We start from the raw sequence: 15156 nt of genomic DNA, 5'->3' as shown, positions 1-15156 counted from the left end.
GCAGGGGGACAGGCGGGTCCGGCCGGAGCGGGCGGCCACGCCGCTCCGGCCGGGGGCCCGGGAGGCATCGCGGCGGGTGGCGTGGACGGCACCGCTGGCGCGGGCCCCGTGGCGGGCGGGCCCGGCAATGAGGGCCTGAGGCTGGAGGCCACGGCGGAGGCACAGCCGGCCCTGGCCGCGGGAGGCGTGGGGGGCACGGCCGAGCCGCAGAGCGCGACGGAGCGGCTGCTGCAGAGCGCTCGCGACAACGTGCCGGGCTTCACCTGGCTGGAGTCCAAGGTGGAGGGGGCCCTCAAGGTGCTGGGGGCCGCGACCGATCCGACGGGCTCGGAGGCGGACATCGAGGCCATGAAGCCGGGGGACAAGTACTCCACGTCCGGTGGCTTCGACGGCGGCTTCAAGGTGGGCCGCCTCCAGACGCGCGCGCAGATTGAGATCAGCTGCGAGCAGGGCATGCGGACCGATGAGGGTGGCAACCGGGTGCCGGGGCCCAACTACAAGATGAGCATGGACTCCGAGGTCCTGGGCGGCGTGGGCTTCGACAACGGGAAGATCGACGCCAAGCTGCTGGCCGGCGGCGGCGGCAAGGTGGAGTTCAAGTTCGAGACGCCCCAGGACGTGGCCCGGGCCAACGCCATCATGGACCGCATGAAGACCGCCGCGCAGTGCAACATCGCGGGCGCGGCGGACATGCCGCCCGAGAGCGACCTCGCGTGGCTGCGCGGACAGATTTCCGCCGTGGAGCTCCGGGGCACGGGCGCCGCCCAGGTGGCCGCGGAGTTCCCCGTCCCGGGCGGACCGCTGGCGAACAGCGGGGACGTGAACGGCAAGCTCCGCTCGGACCGGACGGTCCGCATCGAGTTCCCCGCGGACAAGCCCCCGGAGATCGTCATCAAGGACACCGCCCAGGTGGAGGTGGGCGGCGGCCTGGGCCGGAAGCTGGAGGCGAAGAAGACCATCGTCGGGGCGGACGGGATGAAGCTCCCCCTGGAGAGCGGCGTGAAGGTGGGCGGGACGCTCAAGGGCAGCGGCAAGCTGGAGGTGGAGACGCGCTACCCCCTGCCCGCCGGGAAGAGCGTGGACGACATCATGGCGGATCCGAAGGGAACGCTCGGTCCCGCGATGAAGGAGATGGCGGCGAACCAGAAGAGCAAGGTCACGCTGGCGGTGGAGGGGAACGCCCTGGTCCAGGGCAACGGCAAGGGCACGTCCTACGAGGTCAGCGTCGAGGGCAACCTCGCCACGCTCACGAAGAACGGCACGTTCGGCAAGCTGCTGGAGGGCGACGTGCCGGGCGCGTTCAATGCCGCCGGCAAGGACGCGACCGTGGAATACAAGCAGACGTCCTACACGCAGCGGGGCGTCTCCATGTCTCCCGGCTTCAAGGTCGGCCCCGTCAAGGTGGGCTGGGAGCTGGAGGTCGCGCGCCGCACGGTGGACGGCACTCCCACGGAGTGGAAGGGCAACGGAGCGGACGCGGCCCAGTGGATGGACAAGACCCTGGGCCTGAAGGCCGCCGCCTGAGCGGCTACAGCGCCATCGTCCCGGCGATGATCTCCTTCATCACCTCGGACGTGCCGCCGCCAATGGTGAGCATGCGCACGTCGCGCCAGGCCCGCGCGACGTGCGATTCCTCCACGTAGCCCATGCCGCCGTAGAATTGCTGGCAGTCATAGGCCACGCGCTGGGCCAGCTCCGTGGTGAGGAGCTTGGCCATGGCAATCTCCTTCACCGGCTTCTGCTTGCGTTTGCGATTGAAGAGCTGCACCGCCTGATAGGTGAGCTGCCGCGCCGCCTCCACGCGGGTGGCGTGGTCCACGAAGGTGTGGCGCCACACCTGGAAGTCCAGGAGCCGCTTTCCAAACGCCTGACGTTCGCGGCCGTAGCGGATGGCTTCACGCAACAGGTCGTCCATCACCGCCACCGTGTAGAGCGCCGTCACCAGGCGCTCCGCGTGGAAGCTGTTCATGATGTGGAAGAAGCCGTCGTTCTCCCGGCCCAGCACGTAGCGGGCGGGGATGCGGCAGTCCTCGAAGTAGAGGATGGCCATGTCCGACGAGCGGTGCCCCACCTTCTGGAGCTTCTTCGACACCGCGAAGCCCTTCACGTCCGTGGGCAGCGTCACCAGAGAGATGCCCGGCGCGCCCTCCCCGCCCGTGCGCACCGCCAGCACCAGGAAGTCCGCGCGGGCGCCGTTGGAGATCCACGTCTTGGCGCCCTGGATGACGTAGTCGTCGCCGTCCCTGCGCGCGGTGGTGCGCAGCCGGGCCAGGTCCGAGCCCGCGTCCGGTTCACTCATGGCCAGCGCCGCGATGCGCTCCCCGGTGAGCGCGGGGGCCAGGAACTCGCGCTTCTGCTCGTCGGTGCCCAGCTCGTTGATGACCGGCGTGGCCATCTGCCCCTGCACCAGGAGCGACATCGCCACGCCCCCGTTGCGCGCTCGCGCCAGCTCCTCCGCGAAGGCCGCCACGTACCAGGAGTCCAGCCCGCTGCCGCCGTAGGCCGGATCATGGCTGATGCCGAAGAAGCCCAGCTCGCCGCAGCGGCGGAAGACGTCGCGGGGGAACTCGCCGGCCTGGTCCCACTCCAGCGCGTGCGGGGCCAGCTCCTTCTCTGCGAACTGACGCACGGTGCGGCGGAACGCCTCGTGCTCCGGGGTGAAGCGCTCATCCATGGCGCGGGATGCTGTCAGGGCATGCCCCTCGCGTTCAAGGCAGGCCCCCTGGACCCCCGCGGGTTTCCAGGAGGCGTCCTGGTTTTCCATCCGCCCTACATCGGGAGCACGGCCAAGCGGATGCCCACGGTGAACAGCGCGTGGAAGCCGTCATCCACGGTCGCGAGCCCCTGGTCGCGGGAGCCCACGCCGGTGATGTCCAGCGTCTGCGAACCGGTGCGCACCGTGTACTGGCCCACGGACGCGGTGATGATGGGCCCCACCGACAGGGCGCGTGACACGCGCAGGTCGCCGCCCAGCGTGAGGCGCGCGATGGTGGGCCCCCGGTCCGTGACGTGCGTGTCCACGTGCGTGGGGACGAACACGCCCGGCGCGACCTGCAGCTGCGTGTCCCCCTCCACGTGGCTCTTGAGGATCTCCAGGCCCACGCCCAGGCCAATCCACGGATCAAAGCCCGAGCCCGGCCGGATGTGGTAGCGGACCTCCGGCCCGAAGCGCCACTGGAAGGTGTCGCAGCTGAAGCCCTCCGGGCATGAGAGGTCGTTCGTCTTGGTCAGCACCGGCTCCCAGCTGCCCCACACGCCCAGGTAGAAGCGCGGCGTCACCCGGATGCCCAGCTCCGCGATGATGGGGAAGGAGACCTTCGCGGACTGGGTGATCTTCAAATCCTCCGGCACGCCCGACGAGTTCATGCCGTTCGTGTAGACGTAGCCCAGGCCCGCGCCCACGTTGCCGCTCACCGCGAACTCCAGCCCCGTGGGCCCCTCGGGCCGCATCGCCTCCGACAGCTCCTGCTGGGTCGTCTTGGTGGTGGTGGTGGTCGTCGTCGTCTCCGACTCCGTCAGGGGCTCCGATTCCTGCGCTCCCGCCGACGTGGCGATTCCCAGCGCAGCGGCGAGTGACAGCGTCCAGCGGAACGGCGCGTTCTTCGAAGTCATCCGGTGCAACCTCCGTGTTCGGGATGGATGCGGACGGAAGCAAGCCGCGCGTGCCGTTAGAAGCCACCCTCCCCCAGCGCGCGCCGCCATTCGACAGACAGCCCCGGTCAGCGACCAGTCGCGGACACGGACCCCACCCCACGGGGAGGCAACCTGGCGGGATGGATGTGAAGCGCGTGCGGGAGGGCCCCGGACACCCGATGGGCGCCTCGACCGCGATCCTCACCTTAGCAAGACGGCCCGAAAATCCAACGGGTTGACCCGGCGGGGACCAGCGTTCACCTTGCACGGCCCACCAACGCCCAAGGGCGGAAAGGAAGACGTCATGGCCGGCCAGGAGCTGTCGCCCGAGGCGCTCGCGCTCATCGCCGAGGAAGAGGCCCTGCTGTCCCGCGTCCAGCAAGCGCTGTCCGAAGCGCGCCGTCAGGCCGCGGAGCGCACGCTGGACACCCAGGGCCTCATGGCCCAGCTGCAAGTGCTGCGCGACGACGCCACCACGGCGCACTCCGCGGACCTGCCGCACGTCTTCACCCAGATGAACGAGGTGCGCTCCATGCTGGAGCGGCAGGAGACCGTGCCGCTGCCGGACGCGAACGCGCCCTACTTCGCGCACCTGCGCCTGTCCGGCCCCACGGGCGCGCGCGACTACCTGCTCGGCCGCACCAGCTTCGCCAACCTCGCCGCCGGCGTGCGTGTCATCGACTGGAGGTTCGCCCCCGTCGCGCGCGTCTTCTACAACTACGAGGAGGGCGACGCGTTCGAGGAGTACTTCGGCGACCGGCTCTCCGAGGGCGAGGTGGAGGCGCGCCGGCTGGTCATCATCGAGAAGGGCGTCCTCACCCGCATCAGCACCGGCCCGTACCTGCTCCAGCGCGACGCCCAGGGCCGCTGGCACTCGCGTGGGCGCGACGCGGCCTCCGTGCTCGCGGGCGGCAGCGGCACCGCCGCGCGGCCCGGCTTCCTGGGCGTGGGCCGGGGAGAAACGCACGTGGAGGACGCCTTCGGTGTGACGGCGCTCCTGGACGCGGAGCAGTACGCGGCCGTCAGCACCGGCCCGGAGCAGCCGCTGCTGGTGCTGGGCAGCGCGGGCAGCGGCAAGACGACGGTGGCGCTGCACCGGCTGGCCAAGGTCGTCTTCGACGACGCGAAGACGTTCCCGCAGGCGCGCACCAAGGTCGTCGTCCCGGAAGCGGGGCTGGCCCGGCTCACGCGCCGGCTGCTGGCGCCGCTGGGCTTGGGCAAGGTGTCCGTGGAGACGCTGGAGTCCTGGTCGCTGGCCACCGCGCGCTCCGCCTTCAGCCTGCCGGGCATCAAGCTGTCGCCGGAGACGCCCGCGCTCGTCACGCGCTTCAAGCGCCACCCCGCCCTGCGCCGCGCGCTGGCCGGCCGCGTGCCCGTGTTCAAGGGCAAGCCCCTGCCCCCCACGCTGGACCGGCTGCGCATCAAGCTGGCGGACGCGTACCTGGACCGCGCCTTCCTGGAGGCCGTGGTGGCGGACGCGAAGGGAGAGCTGCCGCGCACCGTGGTGGAGGAGGTGCTGGAGCACACGAAGCAGCAGACCGCCACGCCGCTGTCGCGCCAGTACAAGGGCTACGACGCGGACAGCCTCATCACCGTGGACGGGCGCGCCATTGAAGCGGACACGCCCGCCGCGCTCGCGGGCACGGTGGACGCGGACGACCTGCCCATCCTGATGTTCCTCAAGGCGCAGCGGGGCGCGCTGGGCGCGGAGCGGCTGGCGCACGTGGTGCTGGACGAGGCGGAGGACTTCTCCCTCTTCGAGCTCTTCGTCGTCAGCCAGCTGCTCGGCGACAGCCGCAGCTGCACGCTGGCGGGGGACGAGGTGCAGCAGACGACGGCGGGCTTCGCCGGCTGGGACGCCGCCCTGGAGGAGCTGGGCATCCGCGACGCCGCCACCTGCCGGCTCCAGGTGTCCTACCGCTGCCCGCGCCCGGTGGTGGAGCTGGCGCAGCACGTGCTGGGCACGCAGTCCCCGGCCAACGCCGCGCGCGCGGGCCGCGAGGGCGCGCCCGTGGGCTTCCACCACTTCCCGGACGAGGCCCAGGCGTGGCTGTTCCTGGGAGACGCCCTGCGCGACCTGGTGCTGCGCGAGCCGCACGCGTCGGTGGGCGTCATCGCCAGCAGCCGCGAGTCCGCCCAGTCCTTCCACCGCGTCATCCGGGAGATGCCCTGGGCGCGGCTGGTGCTGGAGGGGGACTTCTCCTTCGAGCCCGGCGTGGACGTGACGGACGTGGACAACGTGAAGGGGCTGGAGTTCGACTACGTCGTCCTGCCGGACGTCACCGCGCGCGCCTACCCCGCGGACGACGAGGCCCGCCGCAGGTTGCACGTCGCCGTCACCCGCTCCTCCCACCAGCTGTGGGTGGCCTCGTCCGCCGTGCGCTCGCCGCTCATCCGCACCTTCCCCGGCGCGGACGGCTCAGCTTAAGGGCTGACCGGGCTCCAGAGCGTCAGGGCTGACGGCCGCCGCCCGCCCGCCACTCCTTCTGCCGCTGGGCGTGGGCCTCGCGGCGCTCCAGGGCGTCCGATTCGTGGCGGGGCAGCTCCGACAGCCGCGCGCGGTGCAGGTTCACGCTCAGCTCCAGGAGGCCCCGGTGCTCCGAGGGCAGCTTGTCGCCGTAGTCCCGCAGCACCGTGGTGGCGAAGGCGATGGCGTCCTCGGACACCTGGCGGCGGTGCTCGAAGTACTGGTGCACCTCCTGCTCCGTGGCCTCGTTGGACTGCACCTTGCCGAAGAGGGCGTTCCACTTCGCCTTCACGGCCTCGCGGCGGCGCAGCTCCTCCGGGTCCTTGGTGGGCACGTCGTTTTCCCAGTACAGGTTGCCCGGCAGCTTCGCGCGCAGCGACTCCAGGTCCACCGGGTAGGGGCCGGGGTCCTCCTCCGGAGCGGCCTGCAGCTGGGCCGTCGCCGCGCCCACCAGGTCCAGCCCGCCGTCCTTCGCGCGGGGCACCGCGGGCGTGGAGGCGAAGACAGGCGGCGGCGCGGAGGGCTGCGTCACCGCCGGAGGCGCCACGGCCGGAGCGCCGTCGTCCGCGGACGGCCCGCCAAAGACAAGCCACGCCCCCACCGCCAGGACCAGGACTCCCGCAGTGCCCAGGGGCAGCTTCCATCGCGCGTGCGTGCTCATGCCAAGGCCATACCGCGCGTCCCGAGCCCGCCGCAACCCATGTCAGGGGGCCCCGGCAACGCACTGCGCAATTGATACATTTAAGACATGCCGTTGCGCGTCAATTCTCAATTCCTGGCTGACGCGAGGCGGCAATCACAGTCCTCTCCCATGGAATGCTGCACTCAACATGGAATCCACTATTTTCACCGGTAGCGAAGTTTCCCTGCTTCCGACTGATAAACAAAAACGTATCATCCGCGGCCGCAACCCCATTCATTCCCCCTTTGGAGGAAGCCGCATGAGAAGTTTTCTCTGGATGAGCCTTCTGGCCCTCACCGCCCCCGTGGGTGCCGCGCACGCTGAAGTGCTGGTGGAAGGCATCGTCGACGTGCTGGTGGACGGCGGCAACAACTACGCCTGGCAGAAGGTGACGCTGCCCGGCACCAAGTGTGGCAACGGTTCTCAGTACAAGTTCTTCGTGCACCGCACGAACTCGCCCAACCTGCTGTTCATGATGGAAGGTGGCGGCGCGTGCTGGGACTACGATTCCTGTAGCGGCCGCCTGGGCATCCTGGGCGCGGCGAACCCCAACGGCATCGCCGACGACTACATGACGCAGTTCACGGCCAAGTACGTGTCCCCCATCGTCAACGGGGCGGACCCGGGCCTGCCCTTCCGTGACCGCAAGGACATCGTCACGAAGGACTGGAACATCGTCTACATGCCGTACTGCACGGGCGACGTGCACATCGGCAACAACGCCAAGTCGTACGTGGACGCCACCGGCGGCCAGGCGCCGCTGACCTGGTACCACTCCGGCTACACCAACACGATTGCCGCGGCGAACTACGCCAAGCAGAACTTCCCCAACGTGCAGAAGCTGCTCGTGACGGGCTACAGCGCGGGCGGCACGTCCACCTCCGCGGGCTACTACTTCATCCGCAAGGCCATCAACCCGGCCAAGGGCTACCTCATCAACGACTCCGGCCCCATCTTCATGGCGCCGAACTCGAACTCCCTGTCGCGCGCGCTGCACGACAAGATCCGCTCGTCGTGGAACCTGGACTCGGTGTTCAGCCAGCTGCCGGCCAGCTTCAGCATCAACGACATGGGCAGCATCAACAAGATGGTGGCCACGGAGTTCCCGAACGACCAGCTCGCGTACACGGGCTACACGATGGACTACAACTACTCGCGCTATTCGTATGAGCGTTTCAAGACGCCCAACGACGAGGCGTCCATCCACGCGTACTGGAAGCAGGACCAGGACGCGTTCGTGAACGAGCTGAACAAGTACAACAACTTCAGCTATTTCATCCCGCACCAGCGCGACATCAACGCCAGCCACTGCAGCACCATCATCACCTTCGTGGGCGCGCACGCCTGCCAGCGCATGGAGAAGAAGTACTGGTACGAGTACGTCAACAGCCCCTGGCAGTCCTGGGCCTGCCACAGCGAGATGGTCTCCATGGACGTCTTCCTGTCGCGCTTCATCAACGGCAACCAGCGCGTCCGCATCTACGAGCCGGCCAACAACTACAACAAGGAAGACGCGGGCATGAGCATCCTCGCGCCCCTCATCAACGGCGCGCTCGGCGGGTAGTCCGCCCCAGGCGCTGTTGCTGAAATGAAAACGGGAGCGGGCCCCAGAGGGTCCGCTCCCGTTGTCTTTCCAGGGCCCTGGAGGCCGCCTGGCGCCTCTAGGTGAGGCCGGGCAGCGTGCCCACGTAGTCCGGGTGGCCGAAGCGGTCCACGTTCACGCCGAAGGCCTGGGCAATGGAGGTGAGCAGCTTGTTGTGCTCCACCGCGCCCGGCAGCGGGCTGCCCGGGCCGGGCCACGAGCCCAGCGGGTCCTTGCCGGGGCGCAGCGACAGCATGCGGCCCATGCGGAACTTCCCGCCCGCGCCGCCCGCCAGCACCGTGGGGATGGACATGTTCATGTGGCCGGCGGCGTCGCCCAGTTCGTTCCCCCACAGGATGAGGGTGTTGTCGAGCACCGTGCCGCTGCCCTCCGGGATGGACTTGAGCGCGTCCATCAGCCGCGCCACCTGTTCGGAGTACCAGCGCTGCACCTGCACCATGCGCAGGCGGATTTCCGTGCGCGCCGGCTCGCCCTGGGTGTCCGTGCGGTGGGCGATGTCGTTGTGGATGTCCTCGTCGATGCCAATCCACGGCATGGACGGCCCGGGGATGGTCATGGTCACCACGCGCGTCAAATCACACGCGAACGCGCGGGCGATGAGGTCCACGTGCAGCTCGGTGAGGCCGGGCATGTTGTTGATGTCGCCCAGGTCGCGCAGCGCCTCGGAGGGCGCGTCCGGCCGGGCGCAGTTGAGCGCCCCGGTGTTGGTGAGCCGCCGCTCGATGTCGCGCAGCGCCGCCAGGTGCGTGTCCAGCTTGGTGCCCTCCGCGGTCGCCAGCCGGGACTTCAGCCGGGTGGCGTCCTTGATGAGGTAGTCCAGCAGGCTCTTGCGCTTGGTCAGGATGGCCTGCGCCTCCGCCGGGGAGCCGCCCAGGCCGCCAAAGAGGCGCTTGTAGAGGTTGGCGGGGTTCAACTCGAACGGCACGCGCGAGCCGTTCTCCGTGAAGGAGATGCTGTTGTAGACGTGCTGGGCGCCGAACTGCTCGAAGGCGTGCAGCTGCAGGGAGCGGAACTGGGTGACGCCGCCCACCGCGTTGCCAATCACCTGGTCCAGGGACGGGCCGGAGGGCAGCTCGTCACCGCTGGACACCTCCACCTCGCTGCCGGTGAGGAAGGTGACGGGGCCGCCCTCGTGGCCGGTGCGGCCGTGCTCGTAGAGGACGCGGTAGTCCAGGCCGTCCAGCACCAGCAGCTTGTCGCGGTGGCGCTGGAGCGGCTGGAGGACGGAGTTCTCGAAGTCGATGTCGAAGGACGTGTCGTTCCCCTTGGGCGTCCAGTACTCCGGCAGGTAGCCGTGGGGGGTGAACAGGGCGATGAAGCGCAGGGGCGCGGCGTCAGCCGCTTCGGCCACGGAGCTGGTGAGCAGGTGCGCGAAGGGCGCCGCCATGGCCGTGCCGGACAGGAGCTTCAGGATGCTGCGTCGGGAGAAGTCGCGGGACATGGGGGTCAAAGGCTAACGGGTGGGCAGACGCCGCTGCGTGAAGGAAGCCGAGCGCACCAGGCTGACCAGCGCTTCGGTGATTTTCAGGTGGTCCGTGCGGTAGGGGCCCGTGCGCATGGCGGCGAGCAGCTCCCCGTCCGACGCGTGCTCGTCACGCCCCATGGCGTAGCGCACGAACTGGAGCGGCACGCAGTTGGCCAGCTCCTCGCTCTTCGTCAGGTAGCGCGCCAGCTGCGCGCCGCCGGTGAAGCTGCCCAGGTTGGTGGTGCCGTCCTTGGCAATCACCGCGCCGCTGGCGTCCACGTCGCGGCCGTTCTCCTGCGTGCGGTGCTGGCCCAGGCCGTCGAAGTCCTCCATGCCGAAGCCCATGGGGTCGATGGTCTTGTGGCAGCTGGCGCACGCCGGGTTGTTGGTGTGCGCCGCGAAGCGCTCGCGGGTGGTGGCGTCCTCCGACAGGGCCGGGGGGATGGTGGACACGTTGGCCGGCGGCGCGGGCACGGTGCGGCAGAGCAGGCGCGTGAGCACGAACTTGCCGCGCTTGATGGGCGAGGACGAGTCGAAGTGGGCGTAGGTGGACATCACGCCCGCCTGGGTGAGGATGCCCAGGCGCTCCGGGGGCAGCGTCACGCGGCCCAGGCCCGTGTTGTCATCCACGTTGGTGCGGTCCAGCCCGCCGTAGTAGTTCGCCAGCGTCTCGTCCACGAACGAGTAGTTCGCGCCCAGCAGCTCCTCCACGGAGCCCGAGTGGTCCTTCACGATGGAGTCGATGAACGCGTCGCGCTCGCGGACCATGGAGTCGCGGAAGTCCACGCTGTAGTCCGGGTAGACGAGGTTGTTCTTGTTGACCTTGCCCAGGCCGCCCAGTCCCAGCCACTCAATGAAGAACTGGCGCAGCTTCAGCTGCGCGGCCTCCGTCTTGAGCAGGCGGCGCGCCTGGGCCTCGCGCTCGTCGGGCGAGGACAGCGTGCCGGCCTTGGCGGCGGCGAGCAGCGTGGCGTCCGGCGGTCCACCGGTCACCATGAAGGACAGCTCGGAGGCGACCTCGTAGGCGGTCAGCTCCACGACCTGGCCCTTGCGGGCGTTATCCGGCCCCAGCTCCGTGCGGTACAGGAAGGACGCGGAGGAGAAGAGCGCCTGGAGCACCAGCTCCGCGCCCGTCTCCATGGTCCCGCCCTGCTTGCCCTGGTTGAAGAGGGCCAGCAGGTCCGTCTCCTCCTCCGCCGTCACCGGCCGGCGGAAGGCGCGCTCACCCACGCGCTGGATGAAGGACCGCGCGCACTCATCCTGCGTCTTGCCCTTGGGGCATGCGTAGAGGTCGCTGAGCTGGGACTTGCCCTGCTCCGCCAGCGTCACCGCGGCGGTGTCGATTTGATCCGCCAGCAGCGACGTCACCTGGAGCCGCTCGTGCGTGGAGAAACCGAGGATGGTGTCCTCTGCCGCGAAGCCCTGGGCGATGTCGACCTGCGTGCCCAGCACCGCGGAGGCGGACTTGTTGAACTCTTCGCGCGTCAGCCGGCGCACGCGCGCGGGTGCCGCCGCGCTTTCAGGCGCCGCGTCCTGCCCACCGATGTTGCCGGTGCAGGCGGAGGCGGACAGCACGAGAGCGGAGGAGAGATAGAAACGACGCAATGGCATGATGTCTGGCATTCCTCGCACCCGCACGGCCTGACAGACGACCGGCGCACAGGCGGACTGCATTGTACTGGTTGCTCCCCACGCGGACAGGGGGGATTTCATTTCCGGGCGTTTCGCACTTCCCGGGTGCGCACACGGTGCGCAGCGACTCAGGGAGGGACTTCCTCACCCCGCGCCTTCCACCAGTTCTCTCCGTAGCTGATGAAGATCTGCTCACCGGGGTGGATGTCCCGCAGTGCGTGATAACGGAACACATCGCGATCCTCTGCCCGGCTGTAGGACGCGTTGGGATCGCTCGCGTGATTGTAGATCATCCCGTAGCCCATCACGAGCGCGACCCAGTCACCCTTGCGGGGCTCCTCGTGGCGGTGCCAGCGGATTTCGAAGACATAGTCGTCGAGCGGCTCACCCCGGCACTGCCGCTGCGGGACCTTGAGGTAGTGGCACTCCTCGATGAGCTCCCCCGCGGCGATGAAGCTGTCCGTGAAGACGCCCATCCCCCACTCGCATGGCCGCACCTTCACGCCGGGATGGAGGAACAGCGCCGGGCCCAGGTTCATGGTGGGTTCTTCTACTCCGGTTCCGGTGTCGTCCACGCGGAGCGAACCATCGCGCAAGACGGGCGGCGACGGGAAGCGGCTGGGAGCGCATGAAGCCTTCCGCGACTTCCGGAGAAGTCAGCCTGCCTGCCCTCCGGGCGCGGGGCGGCGGCGGAAGGTGTGACGCAACAGATACAGACCGGGGAGCAGCGGCAGCCACAGGGTGAAGCCGCGCAGGAGCAGGGTGCCCGCGAGCGCCGCCTCCACCGGAACGCCGAAGAGGTTGAGCATGCCCACGGACGCGGCCTCGTAGGTGCCCACGCCGCCGGGGATGATGGACACCGTCTCCGCCATGGAGGCCACCATGAAGCTGACGAACACGGTGCTCAGGGGGACCTCCAGCCCCAGGGCGCGGAGCATGGCGCCCAGCGTGGCCGCGTCCAGGACGTACACGGTCAACTGAAGGAAGACGCCGCGCGCGAGCAGGCCGGGGTTGAGCAGCATGCCGGGCGGCACCTCCGCGATGGCCTTGAGCAGGGTGCCCAGGGACGGGATGCGCTTCGCGAAGCGGCCCGGCTTCCACTCCCGGTGCCGCGTGGCCCAGAGGATGGCCATGGGGATGAGCAACGCCACCACGCCGAAGCCGGTGACGAGCCATTGGATCCAGTCGTTCAGCTCGGCCCTGCGCCAGAGGAAGAAGAGGCTGGCGCCCACGCCCAGCGCCTGCGCGATGTAGAAGCAGAGCACCGTGAGCAGCACCGCGCCCGCGGCGGTGCCGGGGTTCGCGCCCTCGCGGCGCAGCCCGCGCCCGACGAGCAGCGACCCGCCCACGCCGCCCGTGGGAATCACCTGGTCGAACGCGAGCTTCATCAGCGACAGCCGCGCCAGCGACCAGAGCGACGTCTTGATGCGCGCCCGGTGCAGGACCGTCCACCAGATGCCCGCCACGCACAGGTAGGTGCCCAGCTGGCACAGCGCGGCCACCAGCAGCCACGCGGGCCGGGCCTGCCGCAGGAGTTCCAGGAACTGCTGCTCCTCCGTGTGCCGCGACAGGATGAACGCCAGGAGCGCGATGAGCACCAGCACCCCTGGAATCCACCAACCGCGCCGGCGCTTCGCTGGAACATCCAGCGGCTCCTCCAGCGTGTTGATGGGTTCGGCGCGCGTGCCCGCCATGCGGCTCCTTCCGGGAATGGGATGGCTTCCAAAAGGATGCGCTTCATCACCCCATGGGGCAGGTTCCGGAGCGTGCCAGTACGCCTGCCCTCCCTGCGGGGAGGCGAGCCACCCATGCCCCGGCGGCTTCGCGGCGTCCCTGCTAGCGGGCGCAGTCCCCTGTCACCTGCGGGGCCGCCGCGCCGTTGACGGTGTTGCCGCTGAAGGTGTTGCCCGCGCCCAGCACCAGCTCCGTGGCGTTGCCGCTGCCCCGGTTGCAGACGATGACGCCCCCGGCGCCGCCCTGGTTGCCGGTGAAGGTGTTGCCGCGCAGGGTGGCGCCCGTGTTGGGCACGTCCTCCAGGTAGATGGCCGCGCCGGGCCCACGCACGGCTGCGTTGTTCTCGAAGCGGTTGTTCTCGATGAGGTCGTTGTCGGGCTGGAAGTAGTGCAGCGCTCCGCCGCCGCCCAGGTCGTAGTGGTTCGTGCCGTTGGGCCACACCTCGTAGGCGCGCGGCTGGAGCGCGTTGGACTGGCTGCCCCGGAAGGCGGACAGCGTGTTGTTGCGGAAGGTGTTGCCGCGCACGATGGAGTTGCGCCCGTGCGTGACGCACATCGCGCCGCCGGCGGACGTGGCCCCGTCACCGGTGGCGAAGCGGTCGATGTCGCGCGTGCGGTTGTTCTCGAAGACGGTGTCCGTCACCACCGAGCCGTCGGTGAACATCAGGTCCAGCGCACCGCACGCGCCGGAGGACTCGTTGTCGCGGAAGAGCGAGTGCTCGATGGTGACGGGCCCCGGGTAGTAGGCCCACAGCGCGCCGCGCGTGCGGTCCCGGTCGCCGTTGTATTCATTCTTGCGGACCTTCTCGAAGACCATGTGCTGGAAGACGGGGTCCCCGTCCCCCTTGGACTGTGCTCCGAAGAAGTTCATGCCCCACCAGCCATGGGGGTTGGTGGAGGTGAGCGTCACCGGTGCGCTGGCGGTGCCCTGCACCAGGATGCGCCCGTACACGCGCAGCTCCACGCGGCCGTTCTGGTGGTTCATCACGTCTTGCGCGCCGTCGCGCACGTCCGCGTTCGTCACGGCCGGGTTGCCCTTGAAGTCGATGACGACGCCCGGCTCCACCGTGGTCGTCTGACCCTTGGGGATGGTGACGACGTACTGGGCGTTGCCCACGACGCGGTACGGAGAGCCAGCCAGCGTCAGGCGCACGGGCATCGTGCCCGTCACCTGCGTGCCGCCGTCCTGGGGGATGACGACGCCTCCGTCAGCCGTGCCCGCGTCCAGGGTGCCCGCGTCCGTGCCGCCATCGGAGGCCCCTGCGTCGGGTGTGCCGGCGTCGCGGTCGGGGGTCCCCGCATCGCGGTCCGGAGTCCCCGCGTCGTCGCGGGTTGGGGTGCCGCTGTCGGGCACGATTTCTGACGGCATCTCCTCCATCGGTCCGGCTTCATCGGAGCACCCCGCCCCGCCTCCCAGCAGGCAGAGGACGGACAGGACGGTGTAGAGCGTTGCGGAGCGGTTCATGGTCTCTCTTCCCGGAAGCGCTCTGGTAGAAGCCCGCGCATGTCCGATGACATCCTCGTGCTTGCGTACTCCGGATGTGACACCTGCAAGAAGGCGCTGAAGTGGCTGGAGGCGCGCGGCGTCTCCTACAAGACGCGCCCCATTGTCGACCAGCCGCCTGACATGGCGGAACTTCGCCAGTGGATTCCAAGGAGCGGCGTGTCCGTGCGCAAGTGGCTCAACACCAGTGGCCAGAGCTACCGCGCGCTCGGCAAGGAGAAGGTCGACGCGGCCTCCGACGCGGAGCTGGTGGAATGGCTCACGAAGGATGGAAAGCTGGTGAAGCGGCCCGTGCTCGTCACGAAGGACCGCGTCATGGTGGGCTTCAAGCCGGAAGCCTACGAAGCGCTGTTCTCCGCGCGAGGGTAGCAAAGCGGGCGGGCGGACGAGCCCCCGTCCGACCGTCGTCGCGTGCGGGGCGGGTTGCCACGTTGAGT

12 protein-coding genes are annotated in these 15156 nt (G+C 69.4%); 4 read left to right on the top strand and 8 right to left on the bottom strand.

Translation table 11 applies throughout. From position 1 onward, the window contains the following. On the top strand, window positions 1–1524 hold a 1524-nt coding region (locus tag D7W81_RS42350), incomplete at its 5' end, for a hypothetical protein (RefSeq protein ID WP_208721305.1). A gap of 4 nt (window positions 1525–1528) precedes the next feature. On the opposite strand, the gene D7W81_RS14660 is transcribed toward D7W81_RS42350, so the two are convergent. Next, window positions 1529–2674 carry an acyl-CoA dehydrogenase family protein gene (locus D7W81_RS14660; RefSeq protein ID WP_120555991.1) on the bottom strand — a complete coding sequence of 382 codons (1146 nt, stop codon included), beginning with the start codon at window positions 2672–2674 and terminating at the stop codon, window positions 1529–1531. A gap of 95 nt (window positions 2675–2769) precedes the next feature. Beyond that, the gene (locus tag D7W81_RS14655; protein WP_120555990.1) at window positions 2770–3612 is read right to left on the bottom strand and encodes a hypothetical protein; all 843 of its coding nucleotides are present in this window, start codon (window positions 3610–3612) and stop codon (window positions 2770–2772) included. Between the two features lie 325 nt (window positions 3613–3937). Between D7W81_RS14655 and D7W81_RS14650 the strand changes: the two genes are divergently transcribed. Further along, window positions 3938–6061: an ATP-binding domain-containing protein gene (locus tag D7W81_RS14650; RefSeq protein ID WP_120555989.1), complete on the top strand. Its 2124-nt coding sequence runs from the start codon at window positions 3938–3940 to the stop codon at window positions 6059–6061. 22 nt (window positions 6062–6083) lie between these two features. Here the strand turns inward: D7W81_RS14650 and D7W81_RS14645 are convergent, their stop codons facing one another. Continuing rightward, on the bottom strand, window positions 6084–6761 hold the full coding sequence (locus D7W81_RS14645; protein ID WP_120555988.1) for a hypothetical protein: 678 nt from the start codon (window positions 6759–6761) through the stop codon (window positions 6084–6086). A gap of 298 nt (window positions 6762–7059) precedes the next feature. Here D7W81_RS14645 and D7W81_RS14640 point away from each other — a divergent pair, with 298 nt between their 5' ends. Next, the gene (locus tag D7W81_RS14640) at window positions 7060–8346 is read left to right on the top strand and encodes a pectin acetylesterase-family hydrolase (protein WP_279637817.1); all 1287 of its coding nucleotides are present in this window, start codon (window positions 7060–7062) and stop codon (window positions 8344–8346) included. 97 nt (window positions 8347–8443) lie between these two features. Here D7W81_RS14640 and D7W81_RS14635 read toward each other — a convergent pair whose 3' ends face one another. The 5 genes from D7W81_RS14635 to D7W81_RS14615 all read right to left on the bottom strand — a co-directional run bounded on the left by D7W81_RS14635 (window position 8444) and on the right by D7W81_RS14615 (window position 14680). Then, window positions 8444–9826: a DUF1552 domain-containing protein gene (locus D7W81_RS14635; RefSeq protein ID WP_120555986.1), complete on the bottom strand. Its 1383-nt coding sequence runs from the start codon at window positions 9824–9826 to the stop codon at window positions 8444–8446. A 12-nt stretch (window positions 9827–9838) separates the two neighbouring features. After that, window positions 9839–11461, bottom strand: a complete 1623-nt coding sequence (locus D7W81_RS14630; protein WP_244227214.1) for a DUF1592 domain-containing protein — start codon at window positions 11459–11461, stop codon at window positions 9839–9841. Window positions 11462–11610: 149 nt separating this feature from the next. After that, window positions 11611–12021: an SET domain-containing protein-lysine N-methyltransferase gene (locus D7W81_RS14625; RefSeq protein WP_120555984.1), complete on the bottom strand. Its 411-nt coding sequence runs from the start codon at window positions 12019–12021 to the stop codon at window positions 11611–11613. A gap of 117 nt (window positions 12022–12138) precedes the next feature. Then, entirely contained in the window at window positions 12139–13176 is a 1038-nt protein-coding gene (locus D7W81_RS14620) for a lysylphosphatidylglycerol synthase transmembrane domain-containing protein (protein WP_120555983.1), read from the bottom strand. 142 nt (window positions 13177–13318) lie between these two features. After that, complete coding sequence (locus D7W81_RS14615; RefSeq protein WP_120555982.1) at window positions 13319–14680, bottom strand: right-handed parallel beta-helix repeat-containing protein; 1362 nt, start codon at window positions 14678–14680, stop codon at window positions 13319–13321. Between the two features lie 39 nt (window positions 14681–14719). Here D7W81_RS14615 and D7W81_RS14610 point away from each other — a divergent pair, with 39 nt between their 5' ends. Beyond that, window positions 14720–15088, top strand: coding sequence for an arsenate reductase family protein (locus tag D7W81_RS14610; RefSeq protein ID WP_120555981.1), 369 nt, complete (start codon window positions 14720–14722; stop codon window positions 15086–15088). Window positions 15089–15156: the final 68 nt, after the last annotated feature.

The organism is Corallococcus aberystwythensis, from assembly GCF_003612165.1.
In the GTDB taxonomy this organism is placed as follows: Bacteria; Myxococcota; Myxococcia; order Myxococcales; family Myxococcaceae; genus Corallococcus; species Corallococcus aberystwythensis.
Note: the sequence above shows the minus strand (reverse complement) of the source record. Positions and strands in the feature narration are given on the sequence as shown.

Excerpts from the sequence above, each read along its gene's own strand:
- D7W81_RS14660 (WP_120555991.1), bottom strand. The coding sequence starts at position 2,674 with ATGGATGAGCGCTTCACCCCGGAGCACGAGGCGTTCCGCCGCACCGTG.
- D7W81_RS14655 (WP_120555990.1), bottom strand. The coding sequence starts at position 3,612 with ATGACTTCGAAGAACGCGCCGTTCCGCTGGACGCTGTCACTCGCCGCT.
- D7W81_RS14650 (WP_120555989.1), top strand. The coding sequence starts at position 3,938 with ATGGCCGGCCAGGAGCTGTCGCCCGAGGCGCTCGCGCTCATCGCCGAG.
- D7W81_RS14645 (WP_120555988.1), bottom strand. The coding sequence starts at position 6,761 with ATGAGCACGCACGCGCGATGGAAGCTGCCCCTGGGCACTGCGGGAGTC.
- D7W81_RS14640 (WP_279637817.1), top strand. The coding sequence starts at position 7,060 with ATGAGCCTTCTGGCCCTCACCGCCCCCGTGGGTGCCGCGCACGCTGAA.
- D7W81_RS14635 (WP_120555986.1), bottom strand. The coding sequence starts at position 9,826 with ATGTCCCGCGACTTCTCCCGACGCAGCATCCTGAAGCTCCTGTCCGGC.
- D7W81_RS14630 (WP_244227214.1), bottom strand. The coding sequence starts at position 11,461 with ATGCCATTGCGTCGTTTCTATCTCTCCTCCGCTCTCGTGCTGTCCGCC.
- D7W81_RS14625 (WP_120555984.1), bottom strand. The coding sequence starts at position 12,021 with ATGAACCTGGGCCCGGCGCTGTTCCTCCATCCCGGCGTGAAGGTGCGG.
- D7W81_RS14620 (WP_120555983.1), bottom strand. The coding sequence starts at position 13,176 with ATGGCGGGCACGCGCGCCGAACCCATCAACACGCTGGAGGAGCCGCTG.
- D7W81_RS14615 (WP_120555982.1), bottom strand. The coding sequence starts at position 14,680 with ATGAACCGCTCCGCAACGCTCTACACCGTCCTGTCCGTCCTCTGCCTG.
- D7W81_RS14610 (WP_120555981.1), top strand. The coding sequence starts at position 14,720 with ATGTCCGATGACATCCTCGTGCTTGCGTACTCCGGATGTGACACCTGC.